Raw genomic sequence first — 17561 nt, 5'->3', positions numbered from 1 at the left:
GGGTGGGCGCTCCGTGCCCACGCGGTTGCGCGCCGCGTGAAATATTATTTCATACGGCCGTGTAAATCGAAATAATATTTCACGCCTGCGACGGCAACAGCAAGGCCATCTCCGCCACCGCCCGAAACACCGGCAAGGTCAGCGCATCGGCCACGTCCTCGGCGGCCAGCGCCGCGTGCGCCGGTGCGCCGGTCATGATCCCATGCATGAAACTCCAGCGCAGCACGACCAGCCCGGCCCGTTCGACTGCCGCCTCGAACACCGGCTGCAGGGCGCGCAGGCGCGCCAGCGCGTGCGCGTCGGGCACCGCCATCTCGATGGCCACGCCGCCCGGCATCGGCTCGACCTGCACCGCGACCTGGGTGCCGTCGGCCAGTTCGAGCTCGAGCCGCAGCGCGGCGCGCGGACGGCGCCGGCGCCCGGACTGGCCATCGGGCCCCTTGCGCAATACCTGCAGGTGCTGCTCGCGCGCGCTGCCCGCATGCACCGTGAAGCGCCACGGGTCTGCCGGCAGCACGTGAGCCTCGAGCGCGCGTCCGGGCACCCGGGCATCCGGCGCTGCCGCCAGCAGGGCCGCCGGCAGCGCCCCGCCGCGCGCGCGCAGCTCGCGCTCGGCCAGCGTGGCGCCGACATTGCCGACCAGCGCGCGCCAGTGTCCGGCGAGCAGGCGGCCGTCCTGCGGAAACACCAGCTGGCGCGACATGAACACCTGGTCCGGGCGCATCGCGGCGCCGTCGCCGGTCTCGGCGCCGGCAGCGGCAGGCTGGTTCGGCAGGGGTGTCGACTGCGGCAGCGGCAACTGGCTTTCCGCCGCGGCGAAGGCCACGGGCGCCACCGCCGCCACGGCGGTCGCCTGCAAGGGCGGTGTGGTCGGGGGCAGCAGGGGAACGATGGTGGTGAGCGTTGTCATGGCACGGTCCAAATAAAAAAGGCCAGCCTGGAAGCGGCTGGCCCTTCACGACGCCCGGCCGAAGTCGGCCGGGGCAAGCCGGAATTACTGCAGCAGCGACATGACCATCTGCGACATCTGGTTCGACTGCTTCAGCATGGCGGTGCCAGCCTGGGTCAGCATCTGGTTCTTCGTCATGTTCGCGCTTTCGGTCGCGAAGTCGGTGTCCATGATACGGCCGATGGCAGCCTTGGTGTTCGAGCTGATGTTCGACAGGTTGTTGTACACGTGCTGCAGGCGGTTCGCCGCGCCACCCAGTGCCGAGTCAACGGTGCTGACGGTGTCGATCACGGCTTGCACCTTGTCGATCGTCGTGTTTGCATCGGTCTGGTTGGTGATGGCCAAGGCTGCGCTGTCGGTTCCAATCTTGCCGACGTTGGTGCCGACGTCGACTTCCATCTGTTCAGCGGTCGTTGCGCCGATCTGGAAGGTCACCTTGGCGGCAAAGCCAGTGGTTTTCAGCAGTGCGGTGCCGCCGAAGGTCGTGTTGTCGACGACGTTGGCGATCTCTTTTTTCAGGTCATCGAATTCGGCCTTGAGCGCCGTGACGTCTTCCGTGCTCGACGCACCGTCCGCTGCCTGGGTTGCCAGGTCCTTCATGCGGATCAGCATGTTCTTGATCTCGGCCAGCGCGCCGCCGGCGGTCTGGATCATCGACGTGGCGTTCTGGGTGTTGCGCATTGCAACGGCCATGCCGCTGGTCTGCGACTTCAGGCGGGTTGCGATCTGCAGGCCGGCCGCGTCGTCCATTGCCGAGTTGATGCGGAAGCCGGTCGACAGGCGGGTCATCGAGGTCGAGAGGCCGCCTTGGGTACGGCCGATGGAACTTTGTGCGGACAGGGCGGCGTTGTTGGTGTGCAGGCTCAGCATGGTGAACTCCTAGTATTGGGTAAGAATCTGGTTAAAAGTCGCGTTCGTCGCGCTCTCACAAGTACAAGACGACCGTTTCCTTCAGTCCATTAAGTGCCGTACGGAAATTTTTTTAAATATTTTTCTGCGGTGAAAAATCTCCGTCGCAGCCCGCTCGTCCACGGCGCCCTCCGTTTAGCGCTATCATGTCGCCCTTGTTTCGCATCGTATTGATATAGAAGCCGCCGTGACCCCTGCCGACACCCCTTACCGCAGCCGCCGCCTCTCGGTCGCGCCCATGATGGACTGGACCGACCGCCACTGCCGCGTGTTCCACCGCCAGATCACTCGCCACACCTGGTTGTATACAGAGATGGTCAACACCGGCGCGCTGGTCTATGGCGACGCCGCGCGCCACCTGCGCTACGACGAGATCGAGCATCCGGTCGCCTTGCAGCTGGGCGGCAGCGATCCGGCCGACCTGGCGAAAAGCGCGAAGCTGGGCGAGGAGTGGGGCTACGACGAAATCAACCTGAACTGCGGCTGCCCGTCGGAGCGGGTGCAGAAGGGCTCCTTCGGCGCCTGCCTGATGAACGAGCCGCAACTGGTCGCCGATTGCGTCAAGGCGATGCGCGACGCGGTATCGGTCGACGTCACCGTCAAGCACCGGATCGGCATCGACCACAGCGAGGAATACGGTTTTGTCCGCGACTTTATCGGCACCGTCGCCGATGCCGGCTGCCGCACCTTCATCGTCCATGCGCGCAACGCCATCCTGAAGGGCCTGTCGCCGAAGGAAAACCGCGAGATCCCGCCGCTGCGCTACGAGGTAGCCTACCAGCTCAAGCGCGAGTTTCCGGAACTCGAGATCATCATCAACGGCGGCATCAAGACCGACGACGAGATCGCGCTCCACCTCGAGCACGTGGACGGCGTGATGCTGGGCCGCGAGGCCTATCACAACCCCTGGGTGATGGCGAGCTGGGATGCGCGCTTCTACGGCGACGACACCAACCCCAAAAGCCGCGCCGAGGTGCTGGCGGCGATGGTGCCCTACATCGCCGACCAGCTTGCGCAGCACGGCGGCCGCGGCCTCAAGCTCAACGGCATCACGCGCCACATGCTCGGGCTGACCGCCGGCCTGACTGGCGCCCGCGCCTTCCGCCAGATGCTGTCCGACCCGAAAAAGCTCGCCAGCGGCGACCCGCAGCTGCTGCTCGAGGCAGCCAGCCAGATCCGCGGCCTCTGAGCATCTTCCTGCGCCGCTGCCCCGGCAGCGGTGCCTTCCTTCCGCCTCCTCCTCCCGGCAACGCCATGCGCCCGCGTGTGTTGTCACATTGTTCTCTCCTGTAGTTACACCGCCATGCTAACGGAAGGTATTTTTCTCTTCGTGTCGGGTATTTGCTACAAGGAAACTCCTATTGTGTAGACAAATCATGGCTACGCTTGCTCTAAGGCAAGACACAATCCATAATTTCGCTGCGGGATCGGAGATTTGCTGCGAGGCGCCCTCCAGAAGAGAGTGGAGCCCGCGAATGCAACAATTTCAGACTTGGCGACGAGTTTGATTTATCCTATGAGAAATACTTGCTGTTCGGAAAAGAGAACTGCCGCACGGTAGCTGCGACACGTCACAACCGAAGCAAATCTGATCAATCAACAGGAACGCGAAATGAATTTATCGAAGATGAAAGTCGGGATGCGGCTGGGCCTGGGCTTTGCCCTGGTGCTGGTGCTGCTGGTCGCCGTGACCGTGGTCGGCATCGTGCGCATGTCGCAGATCCAGGACCGGCTCGACCACGTGGTCAGCGTTAACAGCGTGTCGAGCCGCGCCGTCATCGAAATGCGCAACAACGTGCAGGACCGCCTCGCTTCGCTGCGCGTGCTGACGCTGATGACCGACGCCACCGAGATGGAGCCGGAACTCAAGCGCTTCAAGGAACAGACCGCCAAGTACGACGAAGCCCAGCAGAAAGTCGCCGGCATCTTCGCCGCCGAAGGCACCGATGCCGAAAAGGCCCTGCTGGCCGAGATCAAGCAGCACGAAGCGGCCGCCATGCCGGCCATTGCCAAGGCCTCGGAACTGTACCTGGCCAATAACGCCATGGACGCCACCCGCGTCATGATCCGCGAAGTGCGCCCGGTCCAGAAGAAGTGGACCGAAGCGCTCGACAAGCTGGTCGCGCTGGAAGACAAGCAAAGCGCCGACAGCCAGAAGGATGCCTATGAAGCCTTCGTCAACGCCCGTAACTTCATGTCGATCATGCTGGTGCTGGCGCTCGCCATGGGCGCAGCGGCGGCCTGGGTCATCACCCGCGGCCTGATCAAGCAGCTCGGCGGCGAGCCGGACTACACCACGAAGATCGCCGGCAGCATCGCCCACGGCGACCTGTCGATCGCCATCGACACCAGCACCGCCGAAAAAGGCAGCCTGCTGTCGGAAATGAACGAGATGCGCAACAGCCTGGTCAGTATCGTGGGCCAGGTGCGCCGCGGCACCGAAACCATCGGCACCGCCTCGCGCGAGATCGCCGCCGGCAACATCGACCTGTCCTCGCGTACCGAACTGCAGGCCAGCTCGCTGGAAAAGACCGCGTCGGCAATGGAAACCCTGACCACCACCGTCAAGCAGAACGCCGAGCATGCCCGCGAGGCGAACCAGCTCGCGGCGAGCGCTTCGGACGTGGCCCGCAAGGGCGGCGACGTGGTCTCGCAGGTGGTCGGCACCATGGGCGAGATCAACAGCTCGGCCAGCAAGATCGCCGACATCATCGGCGTCATCGACGGCATCGCCTTCCAGACCAACATCCTGGCGCTGAACGCCGCGGTCGAAGCGGCACGTGCCGGCGAGCAGGGCCGTGGTTTCGCGGTGGTCGCTTCCGAGGTGCGCAACCTGGCCCAGCGTTCGGCTGCGGCCGCCAAGGAAATCAAGACCCTGATCGGCGACTCGGTCGAAAAGGTCGAGCGCGGCAGCAAGCTGGTCGGCCAGGCCGGCGTGACGATGGACGAAGTGGTGGCGAGCGTCAAGCGCGTGACCGACATCATGGGCGAGATCGCCAACGCCAGCGCCGAGCAGAGCGCCGGCATCGAACAGGTCAACATGTCGATCATCGAGATGGACAGCATGACCCAGCAAAACGCGGCCCTGGTGGAAGAGGCGGCTGCCGCCGCCCAGAGCCTGCAGGACCAGGCCGGCGAACTGTCGCGCGTGGTCAGCATCTTCAAGCTGGTCGAGGGCGAAGAGCAGGCCGCCGCCGAGCCGGCCGCAACCATCCCTGCGGCACCGGTGGCGACCCTGCCGGCGGTGCGCACCCCGGCCGTGCGCAACGCGGCCAGCCGTGCCCAGCGTCCGGCATTGAAGAAGCCGGCCGCAGCGCCAGGCTCCCCGGCACCCGCAGAGGCAGCCGCCAAGCCGAAGAAGGCTCCGGTGAGTGCCGGCAGCGACGAATGGGAAGAATTTTAATTCACGGCGAAACCAGCCGGACACACTGAAAGACCGCAAGCAGTCAGCGGCAGATTAACCAAAACCTTTTGGGAACCACCATGATGAAAAAGTCTTACCTGAGCGCCACCGTTGTCCTCGCTTTCTCCGCCTTCGCCGGCTCGGCTTTCGCTGCCGAAACGCCTGCCTCGTTCGATCCGTCGAAGTGCAAGGTGGAATACCCGAAAGCCTCGCTGATGAACGAAGAGCAGGGCACGACCTCGATGTCCTTCCTGGTCAATGCCGACGGCAGCGTCGCCGATTCGAAGCTGGAAAAGTCGAGCGGCTTCAAAGGCCTCGACAAGGCAGCCCAGAAGGGCCTGTCGGCTTGCAAGTTCAAGCCGGGCACCAAGGACGGTTCGCCAGCCCAGACCTGGGCCAAGGTCGACTACGCCTGGAAACTCGACTGATTCGAGTCCTTGCTTCGCTTCACGAACAGCCGGCCTTGCGCCGGCTGTTTTGTTTTGGGGGGGCGTAGGGTGGAGTCCCGACTCCACGGCCTTTCAGCAGAAGTGTTACCAAAACCTTGATGGCCGGTGGCGGAATGTATCCATTGTAAGAACTTGCATCAGTGCTACTTCGTGGAAGAACGGTTGGCTATAGTGATCTCACACCGAACCGAAAGGAGCACCACCATGAAACGATTCCTTCTTACCGCAGCAGCCGTCGTGATCAGCACCGCCGCCTTCACCCCGGCGCAGGCACAGGCCCAGCAGCACTACAGGACCGAGGTCATCGTCGTGCAAAAGGCCCCGCCGGCGCTGCGCCACGAGCCGATGCCCGCCGCACGCCGCGGTTTCGAATGGGTGCCCGGCTACTGGGACTGGAACGGCCGCCGCTACACCTGGGTGTCGGGCCACTACGAAAAAGTCCGCCCAGGCTATGTGTACAGCCGCCCGGAATGGCGCCGCGACCGTAACGGCTGGGTCCTCGAGCGCGGCGGCTGGCGCCACGGCGAGCGGGTTGCCCGCGTGGCCCGCCCAGGCGACCGCGACCGCGACGGCGTCCCCAACCGGTATGACCGCGACCGCGACAACGATGGGGTTCCGAACCGCTTCGACCAGCGTCCGAACAACCCGAACCGGTATTGATCGGGGAGGGCCGGCCCGCCCGGTCCTGCAATGAAGAAAGGCCACCGCGGGTGGCCTTTCGTTTTTCCGCAGCCGCGCCGGCCGGCCTCAGCGGAGCCCGTCGTTCGAGGCATCCACTGTCGCCTGCAGGGAGTCGCGACTGCGTTTGAGCTCGTTGGTGCGTTCCAGCACCTGGCGCTCGAGGTCGGCCAGGTGCCGTTCCCCGTCTTCGCGCCGCGCCTCGTCCAGTTGCGCGCGTTCGATCAGGTCCGCCAGCTGGCGAGCGAGCACGTCGAGCAGCCTGAAATCGTCGTCGACAAGACGGCGCGGCGTATGCCAATGGGTGGAAATGAGTCCGATGAAGCGGCCGGAACGGGCCATGAGCGGGGTCGACTGGACAGCGCGGATGCCGGTGCGCCGAAATTCCTCGAGGTCTGCGGTTCCGACCATGCAGGCATAGGCTTCGGCATCCTCGATGATGACGCGCTCATGTGTCGTCAGAAACTGCTTGCATGCACTCGCATGGCTGGCGTCGATTTCCTGCCAGAACGCTTGCGATTGCGGGTGAATGTTGCGCGATGCGAGGAGCTGCAGGCGCTGCGTATCCGCATCGTAGAGCTGGATGGTCGCCGCGTCGGCTTTCGTCAGCGCGATGGCCGCGTCGAGAATGGCTTCATGCAGCGCTTCCGGATGCTGTTCAGGGATCAGGCTGGTGCTCAGTCTTTGCAGCAAACGGTTCTTCGCGAGCTCGTCGGCGAGCCGTTGTTCGCTTGCACGCAGCGCTTCCTCGCCGCGCTTGCGCTCCGTGATGTCGGTGCCGGTCCCGAACCATTCGACGATGTTGCCCTGTGCGTCGAGCAGGGGAATGGCGCGCGAAAAAGTCCATGCGATCTTGCCGTCGGCGCGGATGACGCGGTGCTCCAGTTCGAAGGGCGATCGGGTCTCGATCGCTTTTGCAATCACGGCGAGCACGTGCGGACGATCTTCTTCCAGAAGGAATTTTTCGCTCCATTTGCAGTCCGGTGTCTCGGTATCGGCAAAAATATTCTTTCCCTGGAGGTTGCGCAGTTCCGACCAGTCGGCACTCATCTTGTAGAGGATGTCCGAGCTGGCGGTGACGAAGGCGCGAAAATGCGCTTCGCTCTCGCGCAGCGCATCCTCGGCGATGCGGCGCTGGCTGATGTCGAAGAAGGTCATCACCGCGCCCTCGACGCGCTCGTAGGCGGTGCGGTAGGGATGCACGCGCACGATGTAATGGCGGCCGTCGGTGCTGCGCACCTCCTGCTCGATCGGCTGCAGGCTGGCGAAGACGGCGGCGACGTCGTCGAACAGCCGGGTGTTCTCGAGCTTGCTCGTGATGTGGCCGAGCGGACGCCCGACGTCGGCCGGGATGATGTTGAAGATCCGTGTCACGTGCGGCGTATAGCGCTGGATGCGCATGCGGCGGTCGAGGAACAGGGTCGCGATATCGGTCGATGCGATCAGGTTGCTCAGGTCGTCGTTGGCCTGGGAGGTCTCCTCGACGCGCATCTCCAGTTCGGCGTTCACGGTGTACAGCTCTTCGTTGCGCGACTGCAGTTCCTCGCGGTTGACCTCCAGTTCTTCGATGGTCGTGCGCAGGCTTTCGACCGTGTCCTGCAAAAATCCGATGGCCTTGCCAGTTTCGGCGCTCGCCAGTTCGGCCTGCTCGATGGTCTGCTGCAGGCTTTCCCTGGCGTGGTGCAGCGCTTCTTCGAGCTCGCGCACGCGCGGATCGGCTGCTGTCCCGGCGTCGCCCGGCGCAGCGGCGAGGGCGGCAGCCGCTTCGAACTGCACCAGCAGCATGCCCTCGCTGCCGCTGTCGTCCTGCACCGGCAGGGCCGATAGCGTGAGCAGGCTCTCCTTGCTCTCGGCGCCGCAGCGGATTGGGCGGGACTTGGCAGGCTTGCCCGTTTTCTGGACCTGGAACATCACGCTGCGCAGGTCGGTGCGCAATTCCGGCAGGATCAGCGACAGGGCATGGGCGCTCGGTTCTCCGCCGCTGTAGCGCAGGAAGCAGGCAGCGTCGTCCGACGCGTGCACGACGTCGCCACTGCCATTGACGAGCAGGCTGGGCGGCGCCAGCCGGGCCAGGGCGCGCTGGTGCAGCTCGGCAAACGGAGCGGTGCGTGCCCCGCGCTGGAGCGGCGCATGCGCGGCGCGTACCGCCGGGTGCCGGCCCGCACTCTTGTCCGGCGGCAGTGCCGACATGCGGCGCGCCGACTTCGTGGAGGGTTTTGCCTGGTACAGCCGGTAGCGGCTGTTCACGGCGACGAACAGGTCGGGCGCCAGGTCGGCCGATTCGGCCGTGCCCAGGAACAGGTAGCCGCCGGGATTGAGTGCCGAATGGAAGATTTCCAGCACATGGCGGTGCACTTCCCGGTTCAGGTAGATCAGGACATTACGGCAGGTAATCAGGTCCAGGTTGGAGAAGGCCGGGTCGTGCAGCAGGTCGTGCTGGGCAAACAGGATGCGGTCGCGCAGCAGCTTGCGCACCTTGAAGTGGTCGTCCTCGAGCACGAAATAGCGCGCCAGCCGCGCCGCCGGCACATCGGCGGCGATCGCCTCCGGATAGCGGCCGGCGCGCGCCACCGCGATCGCGCGTTCGTCGATGTCGGTGGCAAAGATCTGCATCGCCGGCGCGCCGGCAATGACCTCGGTATGCTCGGCCAGCAGCATCGCCAGCGAGTAGGCTTCCTCGCCGGTCGAGCAGGCCGAGACCCAGGCCCGGACCGGCCCGCCCGGTTCCTTGTCATGGAAAATCCGCGGCAGGATGGTCTGCTCCAGGACCGTGAAGGCATCGCGGTCCCGGAAGAAATTGGTGACGCCGATCAGGAGATCCTGCAGCAGCGACTCCGGTTCATGCAGGTCCTGCTGCAGCAGCTCGTAGTAGGCGGCCAGGCCCGGCATGCTGCGCACCTGCATCCGGCGCTCGAGGCGGCGCAGGATGGTCGGCTGCTTGTAGTGCCGGAAGTCGTGGCCGGTGCGCGCGAACAGCAGGGACAGGATATCGTCCAGCATCTCCGGAGGCCGCGCCTCGGTCTCGAGGAGGGAACGCTCGCCGAGCGGCGCGTCCTGCACGCCTCCTTGCCGGATCATCGTCATCACCTTGCGCATCGCCATCAGCTTCGCCGCAAGCTGGGCGGCGGGCAGGACGAAGTCCACCAGGCCAGCGTCGATCGCCGGCTGGAGCATGCTGCCTTCCGCGGCCTCGCCAGGCGATTGGGCGAAGGTGATGCCGCCATGCTCCTTGATGCTCGCCAGCCCCGCCAGGCCGTCCACGCCGATGCCGGCCAGGATGACGCCGATCGCCTGCTCGCCATATGCTTGCGCCAGCGTCTGGAAGAAGCTGTTGATGCTCGTCAGGATGCCCGCCGTATGCTCTTGCTCGTCCACCATGAGCTGGCCGTCTCGTAGCATCAGGCTGTGGCGGGGCGAGACCAGGTACACCCGGTCCGGTTCCAGCCGCACGTGCTGGCCGACCTGCAGCACCGGCATCCTGCCCGCGCGCGCGAGCCCGCCGGTGGCCGAGCTGGGAGCATCCGGCGCCAGGTCCAGCACCACCACCAGCGCCATGCCCGGCGTGGGCGGCATGTTGTCCAGCAGTGTGGTCAAGGCCGCCAGGCTGCCGGCGGAAGCCCCGATACCGACAATCGGGAAGGATGCCGTCTCGTTGGCGTGCGAGTCAGGCAATTCGGCGTGTCGCTCTTCGTGCATAGAGGAACCGTGCAGTGTTGGATGTGAATGACAGTGGCTGAGTGTAAATCACCTGATGTGGCAAGCGGAACAAATCTTTTGACCTGGCCGCCCATGTGGGGCAAGCAACGCGAAAAGCGGGGCAGTGTTGCGCTTGAATGAGCGGCGTTTGTCCGGACTTGGTCCGCTTGGACCGAACCCCGGCACGCCGCAGTCGGCAACCGGCTCGAAAAAAAAGAAAGGGTTACCTGCCGAAGCAGGTAACCCTTTCTTTTTACTGCGAATTCTTGGGGTGGCTGATGGGAGTAAATCCAATAAGGTCGCAAGTTCTTGTTTTTAATAGGTTTATTTCGTGTCGCGTTACGCCGTACAGGTCGAAGAGTGCTACACCAATGACCTCATGGCCTGCTACACCATCGTAGTTTACCGTACTAAACGAACTTAGTGCTCAAAGAGTTCTTCAGACCTATTTCAACTTGTCAACAATTGGTTCATACTTGAACTAACACTTATCGAATGTCAGCGCTTGGATCACGCGCCTGATCGACTGTCAGCAGCAACTACCCCACAAATCTAACTATGACTAAGCAAAAAGCTCAGCTACTCAAGGATGCCGTCGATAAAAAGCGGCGTGAAATTTCGTCGGACAACATATCAATGTCGATAGGTGAACTCCTGAATTTATATCGAGACGGCGAACTCGACATTCATCCAGAGTTTCAACGGGTATTCCGGTGGTTACCTGAGCAAAAATCTAGGCTTATTGAGTCACTTTTGCTCGGAATTCCATTGCCTCCGATTTATGTGGCTACAAACGAAGACGGAGAATGGGAAGTAATTGATGGCGTACAACGCTTGTCTACAATCTTTGAATTCATGGGCGAATTATCTGGTCCAAAAGAAAAGTCAGACGAGTTGGAGCAGAAGCCAGCGTTTCAGTTATCTGCAACTAAGCACCTTCCCGAATTAGATAAAATGTTTTTCTCCGCCTTAGATCAGGCGTTACGGCTTGAGTTTAAGCGCACGCGCTTAGATGTGAAAGTGCTGTCACGCGACTCGATTGGTAACAACAAAGGCAAATTCGATCTTTTCGAACGATTGAATACATACGGCCAGCCTCTCTCGCCTCAAGAATTACGGAATTGCGTATTGGTTAGCCTTAATCCAGAAAGATTCAGGTGGCTAAAAAAATTGTCCGAAGACCAGAATTTCCGCGACTGCACTTTGCTCAGCGAATCGCAAATGCAAGAACGCTACGATATGGATCTTGCGCTACGCTTCTTGACCTTGCGTAACGAAGCCGCGATTAATACTGTGGTTGATGTGCATGATTTTTTGCGTGAACGCATGGAGGAGATCGCTCTCGATGAATCGTACGATGAAGAGGGCGAAGCAAAAGCTTTTCACGAAGTTTTTGAATTTTTGGAACAGTCGGTTGGCTCCGATTCTTTCCGCTCCTGGAATGCTGCAAAAGGTTTCCGCGGTGGATTTTCGTTAGGTGCATATGAAGGGATTGCAATAATTATCGGCCGTCACTGGTCGAAAATTAAGAGAAAAAAGTCATCGTTTAATGTCAAAGAATTTATTGAAAAGGTATGGAGTCAACCTGAGTACAATAAGAGCTTTTCCGGACTGCGCGCGCGGGAAAGAATGTTGCGTGTGATGCCAGCAGCGGATCGCGTAATCGCTGATTTCTTAAAAAACAAGACCGCGAACGCACCTGTCAAAAGAGCGTCAGCTAAAAAACCAGCTGCAAAAGTAGCGAAGAAAAATTAGGTTTAGAAATGGAGAGTTTGACAGACTTCCAGAACAAACTGCAGCGTGAACTAGCTTGGCGGAAGCGCGAAATTAGTGATTATCGATCAATGATGGCTCACGCAGAAGATTCAGCGAATCATATATTTAGATCAACTCAAGTAATGCTTTGCGCTCACTGGGAAGGATTCCTAAAAAGATCGATAGATATTTATCTTAAACATGTCTTCGCGCAGAACTTATCGTTGCGAAAACTAAAACCTGCTCTTATTGCTGTCGCGTTTTACGGCGATGTAATTAGAGCTGCCGAGGCTAAACATCCCGGCAGTGAGCTAAACCATGTCTTGTTAGCCAACAAGATAATTGGAAGTATCGACGCACGAATATCTACGCCCGGCTGGGATGTCAATACTGAGGGAAATCCTGGCACCGAAGTTGTCGATAAAATTTTGAAGTCTGCTGGGCTTAATCCCCAGCTTGGCCTCGATTCTGCGGTGTGGACGACAACTAAAGTCTTTATAAATGAACAGCTGGTTGCAGATCGAAATGCGATCGCACATGGCCAAGGCAAGATTTTGAGTAAGTCATCGCTATTAGAGCGCAGTGATCGTTTGCTTCGCTTACTTGACCAGCTTAGCGATCATTTGCATGACGCTGCAACCGCGCGGAGTTATGCGGCACTTAGTTAAATAAATTTTTTAGAGCAGACGCCTACATTAATCAGTCATTTCTTGGCGCGTTACGATTTAATGCTACTTACCAAAGGACCGCTGCCGCAGCGGGTTCTTAATTTAAAAAATTAAGAACCTTGTGTTTCGAAAAGCAGGCTATCAAGTTTCCTTCGCATATTCTCTATCTTATTGCGACGCATAAGTTGTTGCAGGCGGAGATTCTTTAACTGCACTTCCTCATAGCGTATCGCACGCAGTAGTTCAAAAATTTCTGAATTTTCCATAATGTTCCTCCGTTTTAAGAAGCGTAACGCATTATCGTAGAAAATCAACGCTTGCCAGGCTTGACAAAAAATTTTTTTCTAATATATTGTTTTTTGGTGTCGGACTATGCGTCGAGCGCAAAGTAAGTTTCTTCTTCGGACTTGTTCTTACTTTGCTTATACTCCCCGGTTCTACGATACCCAAAGAACCTTTGAAATTCTGTAATGCAGAGGCATGAACAATTAAAACTGACTGCGGTTGGACTTCCAACATCATTAATTCAGAAATAGAAGACGGTATTAAAACTCAAATTGAGAAGTGGCTAGAATGAGATAGTAGCAAAGCCACAGGGAAGACTAAGAGGACCCCGCTACTGTAGATTGCAACTCTACGAACCTCGAAATAGATACGGTTGCTCGTTATCTATCCGGTGCTAGGTAGCAACGATTAAGTCGTCCCCCTGCTAATTGCGGGTAAGGGAAGACTTTTTCGGAACCGTGTGGTAGCACGGTGACGGAAAAGCAAAAAAACAAGTCCCATTCCTATATTTATAGATATATTTTAAAGACGAAGTATAGAAATATTAATTAAAACATATAAAGAAAAAATAAAGGACGCGGCAGTTTAATTGCTGTTTTTTAATGTGTGAGCTAACGAATGTTAGCTTTTTTTTTGCCCAAATCTTAGACAAAGAAAAATTCCTCGACAAGGTTACCTATTGTAATTACAAAAATTGTAATTATAATAATATAGAAAGTTTAGGGAGCGGGGAAAAATGAGAAAAACAAAAATCCTTCAAGTTCGTTTGAGTGAGCAAGAGCACGCCTTTGTTCAGTTAAAGATGGAAGAGCACGGCTATCTTAATCGATCTGATTATGTTCGGATCTGTATCATCTGCCCGATCGAACATGATCAGAAGAGAATGCAAAAAATGATTTATGAAATAAACAAAATTGGCGTTAATCTGAACCAGATTACCAGAAAAATGCACTCAATGAGTCAAATCAATTTTGAGGTGCAAACAAGTATTGATTTTATACGCATTCAGTTAAATGAAGTCATTGAGGCATATAGGAAATTATGATTATAAAAATATTCCATCAAGGACAAGGAAAGGCTGACTTTATAACTGACTACCTGCTGAGCGAAGAGAAGCATGCTGGTCATAAACATGAGGTCTTGGAAGGCGAGCCAGAAATAACTAAGAAAATTATAAACTCATTAAAATTTAAAAATAAATATATAACAGGCGTTATTGGTTTCCGATATGGTGAGGATTTAACTAGGCTTCAACAGCACGAACTTGTTGAACGGTTTGAAAAGACACTTTGCCCATTTAGCGATCCAGCTAGGACAAATTTCTTATGGGTGAAGCATTTCGATAAAGGCCGCTTAGAATTACATTTTTTAATGCCTAAGGTAGATCTAAGAACAGGTAAAGCATTTAATCTTCATCCACCTGGAAAAGCTAATCTCCTTTTCTTCGAATCTTTTATCAGGATGGAGAACCTAAGGCACGGATTTGCACAGGTTGATAACAAAGATATGTCAGCAAAAGATGCAAAATTTTATGCAGATGTAATGACGGACTTATACGCAAAAAGGAAGAGTTATCTGACGGAAAAATATGACCGAATAAAAACAACAAACAGAAAGGAAACAAAATATGGCAGAAAATCAGGGCCTGGTCGACATGTTAAACAATTTACACAATTTAGAAGTCTCAGTGATGTCTGTAAATTCAAGGCTGATCTTAGTAGAGGCGTTCAATGGCCAAATGGCACAAGGACAAATAGAAATGAGGCAGGTTCTCTCGGAATTAATGAGAAGAACAATGGAAACAGAGAAATTGATACAACAAATGAAGGCTACTCAAAATATTCTGGCAATGCGGTCGAGACACCAACAAGAATAGACCGTTCAGCAGCGCCGATAGGGCTTCCGAAGGTTTCAATGAGTGTTGATGATGAGTTATATTTGCTAGGCGTGCAGCTGAATACATGTGATCGAGCCGACGCCCCAGCACTCATCACCCGACTGAATTATTTGCAGGGCGTCAAGTCAAGACAGGACGAACCATATATGAGCAAAGATATTAAGATCCGATCAACAAAAAGTAGGCTTAGATAACTGATTCAGTATTTTTTCGTTCGAACTGATTTCATACAACCTAAAAGAATGCTTGAGCCACACATAAGACAGGAATGGCTCAAGCAGAATTGGATTGTATTAATTATTAAGAATGCCCATCAATTTTCTTCATAACTTCCATTGCATGGTCAAACATTGAGAACTCGGTATCATTGTAGTTATCTTGGGATAACTTCATTATCTGCGACCCAATCGGCTTGCATCGTTTAGATATATATTTTGCAGGAACTGTCTCACCGTCTTCGTAAGCAGAAATCGCAAGCTGGGTTAATACATAAATGCACGCCACATTGGTTTTGCACTTCAAGAGATCTTGCTCAGAAATATTCTGAAGTGATTCGCGTGCGATATTAGCGGCACCTTCTTCGTCCAACATTACAATGCCGTCTTGGTTTAATGCTGCCAACATTTCAGCGACAATCTGCTCAAATTTCTTTTCTATTTGCAATGCTGGCTTTGCTTCATTCATTTTCATTGCGCCGGCAAGATTTGCAATTCTTTCTTCGCTTGAAGCATATTTGCCGAGTTCAAATTTTTTCATAATATTATCGGCGACTTTACACCTGAACTTGGCCATTACCGATTGGTCGTTCGCGAGCTGGAGCGATAAGGCCAATAATACCTGTTGAGGCCCACCAGCCCCATCAACTTCTGGTACAGATTTGCTCAGCGCATTGCGATATTCCGACAACTGAATACCGCTATTGTTAGCGAACCACTTTGAAGCTTCGTTGCCTTGCCTTGCTCCATCAAGTTCTTGCAGAATGAATTGATAGGCGATCTCTTTGTTTGGCAACTTTCTAGAAATAATGTCCGCAAATCGGCTTGCTGCGTGTTCAATTCCATCTGATGCAATAAGTTGTTCTAATTCGGTTTTTTTGCGAAAAAAATTAAACATCAAGATTCCCTATTTTTAGATTGTGATGCAAGAAGTCTTTGAATGTAAGTAACTCACTCAAATTTGTTCCCTAGCCTTTAGCGCTTTTTTTCTTTCATCGATTGCCTTTTTATTTACTAAGCCATCCAATATCTTTTCATTTTTAAAATGAAACTGGAACCTTGAGAAATCTATGTTCCAAGCTATCTTGTCTAAACAAGAGCGAATATATTCAAGTGGATACTTTTTACCATAAACCACATGAGTAATGTCGTTCATGGCATGGCCTAAAATTCTCTTCCTTAATGGAAGATCGTATTCCATATCAACCATTGCTGCCCCAATCGTTTTCCGTAGACTATGAAAATTCTTCTGTTTTTGGTCCACGGAAATTAGTTCTTTTTTATATTGCGTCCAATTATATCCAATATTTTTTGCATATCCATTTGATGCCGTATTCGTTAAGTACGGGAAAAGGAGAGCCGTTTCGCCATACTTATTTTTTACCATTGAATGGTATTCAAGAAAATTCGTTGTAAGGATGCTTGTGCACAATGGCATTTTTCGAATGGCGGCAGGTGTTTTCACCTCCTTATCATCGCCATTGTCATTAATGTCAAATACCCATACGCCATTGATTGGATAAATATCACTAACCTGAAGTTGAGCAATTTCGTCCATGCGCATGCCAGTCGTAAGACTAATTAATGGAGCAAAAAATAGGTCAGGCTTGCAAAAGCGTTTCACATACGCTGCGAATTGGTCAACGAATAGAAGCTGAATTTCTTGTTGTGAGTAGGGGAGCCAGGAGTCAGTATGCTTTTCTCGTTCCGATTTTTTTACCAAATGCATATTTGCAAATGGATTTTCGAACGAGTATTTTCCTGCATCTGTAGAGAAATCAAAAAAGCCTTTAAGGCTTTTGGTATAGTTGTCTACTGTAAGTGGGCTTTGCTGAGCTTGGATAATCACTTCACGATAGTCGCTCGCCTGTGGTTTGCGGATCTCATCAATGAATATGATCCCTTTGGCTTGGTGATGCTCAATAAATTTTTGGATGCGAGGGAAGTAGCCAGCTTGAGTTGCCTGAGAAAAAACTTTTGCTTTAGCGATTTTATACGACTGAAACAAGTCGGTCAGCCGATACCGTGCACTCTGCGTGGAAATGGCTTCTGACGCCGTTAGAGGCTGTTTGAGCCCAATTTTTTCGACGGCGTCGTCGTAGGCTAGCCGCTCCTCTGCAATGCTCAGGTCAAACTCAAGTTTGACGCCGGAGGGCAGAGTGACTGTAAGTTCACGATAGTCGTCCAAGCCCAGCTTTTTCGTCATTTCAGCCACCCAAGTCTCGAAATCAATGCATTCTAGCAACGACCTTAAGTATGCCTGTTTTCGGTCTTTTGTTCGAAGACTTTTAACGACCTTGGTGCGGGTTACATGAGGATGGAGGATCTTTGGAACAAACAAACGGAGATAGTAAGTTCCGTGTCTGTTTTTGTAAGTGTTTTGCATTCGGCAAGTTCCATGTTGGAACCTGCGAACAATTTGGAAGTGCTACACCAAGTGCTCTACCTGGTGCTACACCGATCAGTGCCTGACTGACCTTAAGACCTTGATTTAACAAGGAAAAGGAATTCTTGGGGTGGCTGATGGGACTCGAACCCACGACAACAGGAATCACAATCCTGGACTCTACCAACTGAGCTACAGCCACCACTGTCTTACTTTACTATCCCGGCACTGCCGAGACAGAACAAGATTATACAAACTCCAAAGCAAACTG

The 17561-nt window shown here is 55.2% G+C and carries 14 protein-coding genes and 1 tRNA gene; 8 read left to right on the top strand and 7 right to left on the bottom strand.

Annotation, left to right across the window (positions count from 1 at the left end):
* Positions 1 to 79: 79 nt before the first annotated feature.
* Entirely contained in the window at positions 80 to 910 is an 831-nt protein-coding gene (locus ACFPAH_RS07660; RefSeq protein WP_379743116.1) for a hypothetical protein, read from the bottom strand.
* Positions 911 to 994: 84 nt separating this feature from the next.
* Positions 995 to 1819, bottom strand: coding sequence for a flagellin (locus ACFPAH_RS07655; RefSeq protein ID WP_379743113.1), 825 nt, complete (start codon positions 1817 to 1819; stop codon positions 995 to 997).
* 277 nt (positions 1820 to 2096) lie between these two features.
* Between ACFPAH_RS07655 and dusA the strand changes: the two genes are divergently transcribed.
* The 4 genes from dusA to ACFPAH_RS07635 all read left to right on the top strand — a co-directional run bounded on the left by dusA (position 2097) and on the right by ACFPAH_RS07635 (position 6370).
* Positions 2097 to 3047, top strand: a complete 951-nt coding sequence (gene dusA, locus ACFPAH_RS07650) for a tRNA dihydrouridine(20/20a) synthase DusA (protein WP_379743252.1) — start codon at positions 2097 to 2099, stop codon at positions 3045 to 3047.
* Positions 3048 to 3470: 423 nt separating this feature from the next.
* Positions 3471 to 5261: a methyl-accepting chemotaxis protein gene (locus tag ACFPAH_RS07645; RefSeq protein WP_379743110.1), complete on the top strand. Its 1791-nt coding sequence runs from the start codon at positions 3471 to 3473 to the stop codon at positions 5259 to 5261.
* 83 nt (positions 5262 to 5344) lie between these two features.
* Positions 5345 to 5689 carry an energy transducer TonB gene (locus ACFPAH_RS07640; protein WP_379743249.1) on the top strand — a complete coding sequence of 115 codons (345 nt, stop codon included), beginning with the start codon at positions 5345 to 5347 and terminating at the stop codon, positions 5687 to 5689.
* A gap of 225 nt (positions 5690 to 5914) precedes the next feature.
* Positions 5915 to 6370, top strand: coding sequence for a hypothetical protein (locus tag ACFPAH_RS07635; RefSeq protein WP_379743107.1), 456 nt, complete (start codon positions 5915 to 5917; stop codon positions 6368 to 6370).
* An 87-nt stretch (positions 6371 to 6457) separates the two neighbouring features.
* Here the strand turns inward: ACFPAH_RS07635 and ACFPAH_RS07630 are convergent, their stop codons facing one another.
* Positions 6458 to 10060, bottom strand: coding sequence for a CheR family methyltransferase (locus ACFPAH_RS07630; RefSeq protein WP_379743104.1), 3603 nt, complete (start codon positions 10058 to 10060; stop codon positions 6458 to 6460).
* Positions 10061 to 10642: 582 nt separating this feature from the next.
* Here ACFPAH_RS07630 and ACFPAH_RS07625 point away from each other — a divergent pair.
* Positions 10643 to 11839: a DUF262 domain-containing protein gene (locus ACFPAH_RS07625; RefSeq protein ID WP_379743101.1), complete on the top strand. Its 1197-nt coding sequence runs from the start codon at positions 10643 to 10645 to the stop codon at positions 11837 to 11839.
* Between the two features lie 17 nt (positions 11840 to 11856).
* Positions 11857 to 12507 (top strand): MAE_28990/MAE_18760 family HEPN-like nuclease, encoded by a 651-nt coding sequence (locus ACFPAH_RS07620; RefSeq protein ID WP_379743098.1) that lies wholly within the window; start codon positions 11857 to 11859, stop codon positions 12505 to 12507.
* Between the two features lie 110 nt (positions 12508 to 12617).
* Here ACFPAH_RS07620 and ACFPAH_RS07615 read toward each other — a convergent pair whose 3' ends face one another.
* The gene (locus ACFPAH_RS07615; protein ID WP_379743095.1) at positions 12618 to 12773 is read right to left on the bottom strand and encodes a hypothetical protein; all 156 of its coding nucleotides are present in this window, start codon (positions 12771 to 12773) and stop codon (positions 12618 to 12620) included.
* 755 nt (positions 12774 to 13528) lie between these two features.
* Here ACFPAH_RS07615 and ACFPAH_RS07610 point away from each other — a divergent pair.
* The gene (locus tag ACFPAH_RS07610; protein ID WP_379743092.1) at positions 13529 to 13837 is read left to right on the top strand and encodes a plasmid mobilization protein; all 309 of its coding nucleotides are present in this window, start codon (positions 13529 to 13531) and stop codon (positions 13835 to 13837) included.
* Positions 13834 to 14883 carry a relaxase/mobilization nuclease domain-containing protein gene (locus ACFPAH_RS07605; protein ID WP_379743089.1) on the top strand — a complete coding sequence of 350 codons (1050 nt, stop codon included), beginning with the start codon at positions 13834 to 13836 and terminating at the stop codon, positions 14881 to 14883. The genes ACFPAH_RS07610 and ACFPAH_RS07605 overlap by 4 nt, the downstream gene beginning before the upstream one ends.
* 106 nt (positions 14884 to 14989) lie before the next feature.
* Here the strand turns inward: ACFPAH_RS07605 and ACFPAH_RS07600 are convergent, their stop codons facing one another.
* From ACFPAH_RS07600 to ACFPAH_RS07590, 3 genes are all read right to left on the bottom strand, one after another.
* Positions 14990 to 15802, bottom strand: a complete 813-nt coding sequence (locus ACFPAH_RS07600; protein WP_379743086.1) for a hypothetical protein — start codon at positions 15800 to 15802, stop codon at positions 14990 to 14992.
* A gap of 57 nt (positions 15803 to 15859) precedes the next feature.
* Positions 15860 to 17290 (bottom strand): DUF6538 domain-containing protein, encoded by a 1431-nt coding sequence (locus ACFPAH_RS07595; protein WP_379743084.1) that lies wholly within the window; start codon positions 17288 to 17290, stop codon positions 15860 to 15862.
* Positions 17291 to 17416: 126 nt separating this feature from the next.
* Positions 17417 to 17492, bottom strand: a tRNA-His gene (locus ACFPAH_RS07590).
* Between the last annotated feature and the right edge of the window lie 69 nt (positions 17493 to 17561).

Source organism: Massilia sp. GCM10023247 (assembly GCF_042653325.1).
Lineage (GTDB): Bacteria > Pseudomonadota > Gammaproteobacteria > Burkholderiales > Burkholderiaceae_D > Telluria.
Note: the sequence above shows the minus strand (reverse complement) of the source record. Positions and strands in the feature narration are given on the sequence as shown.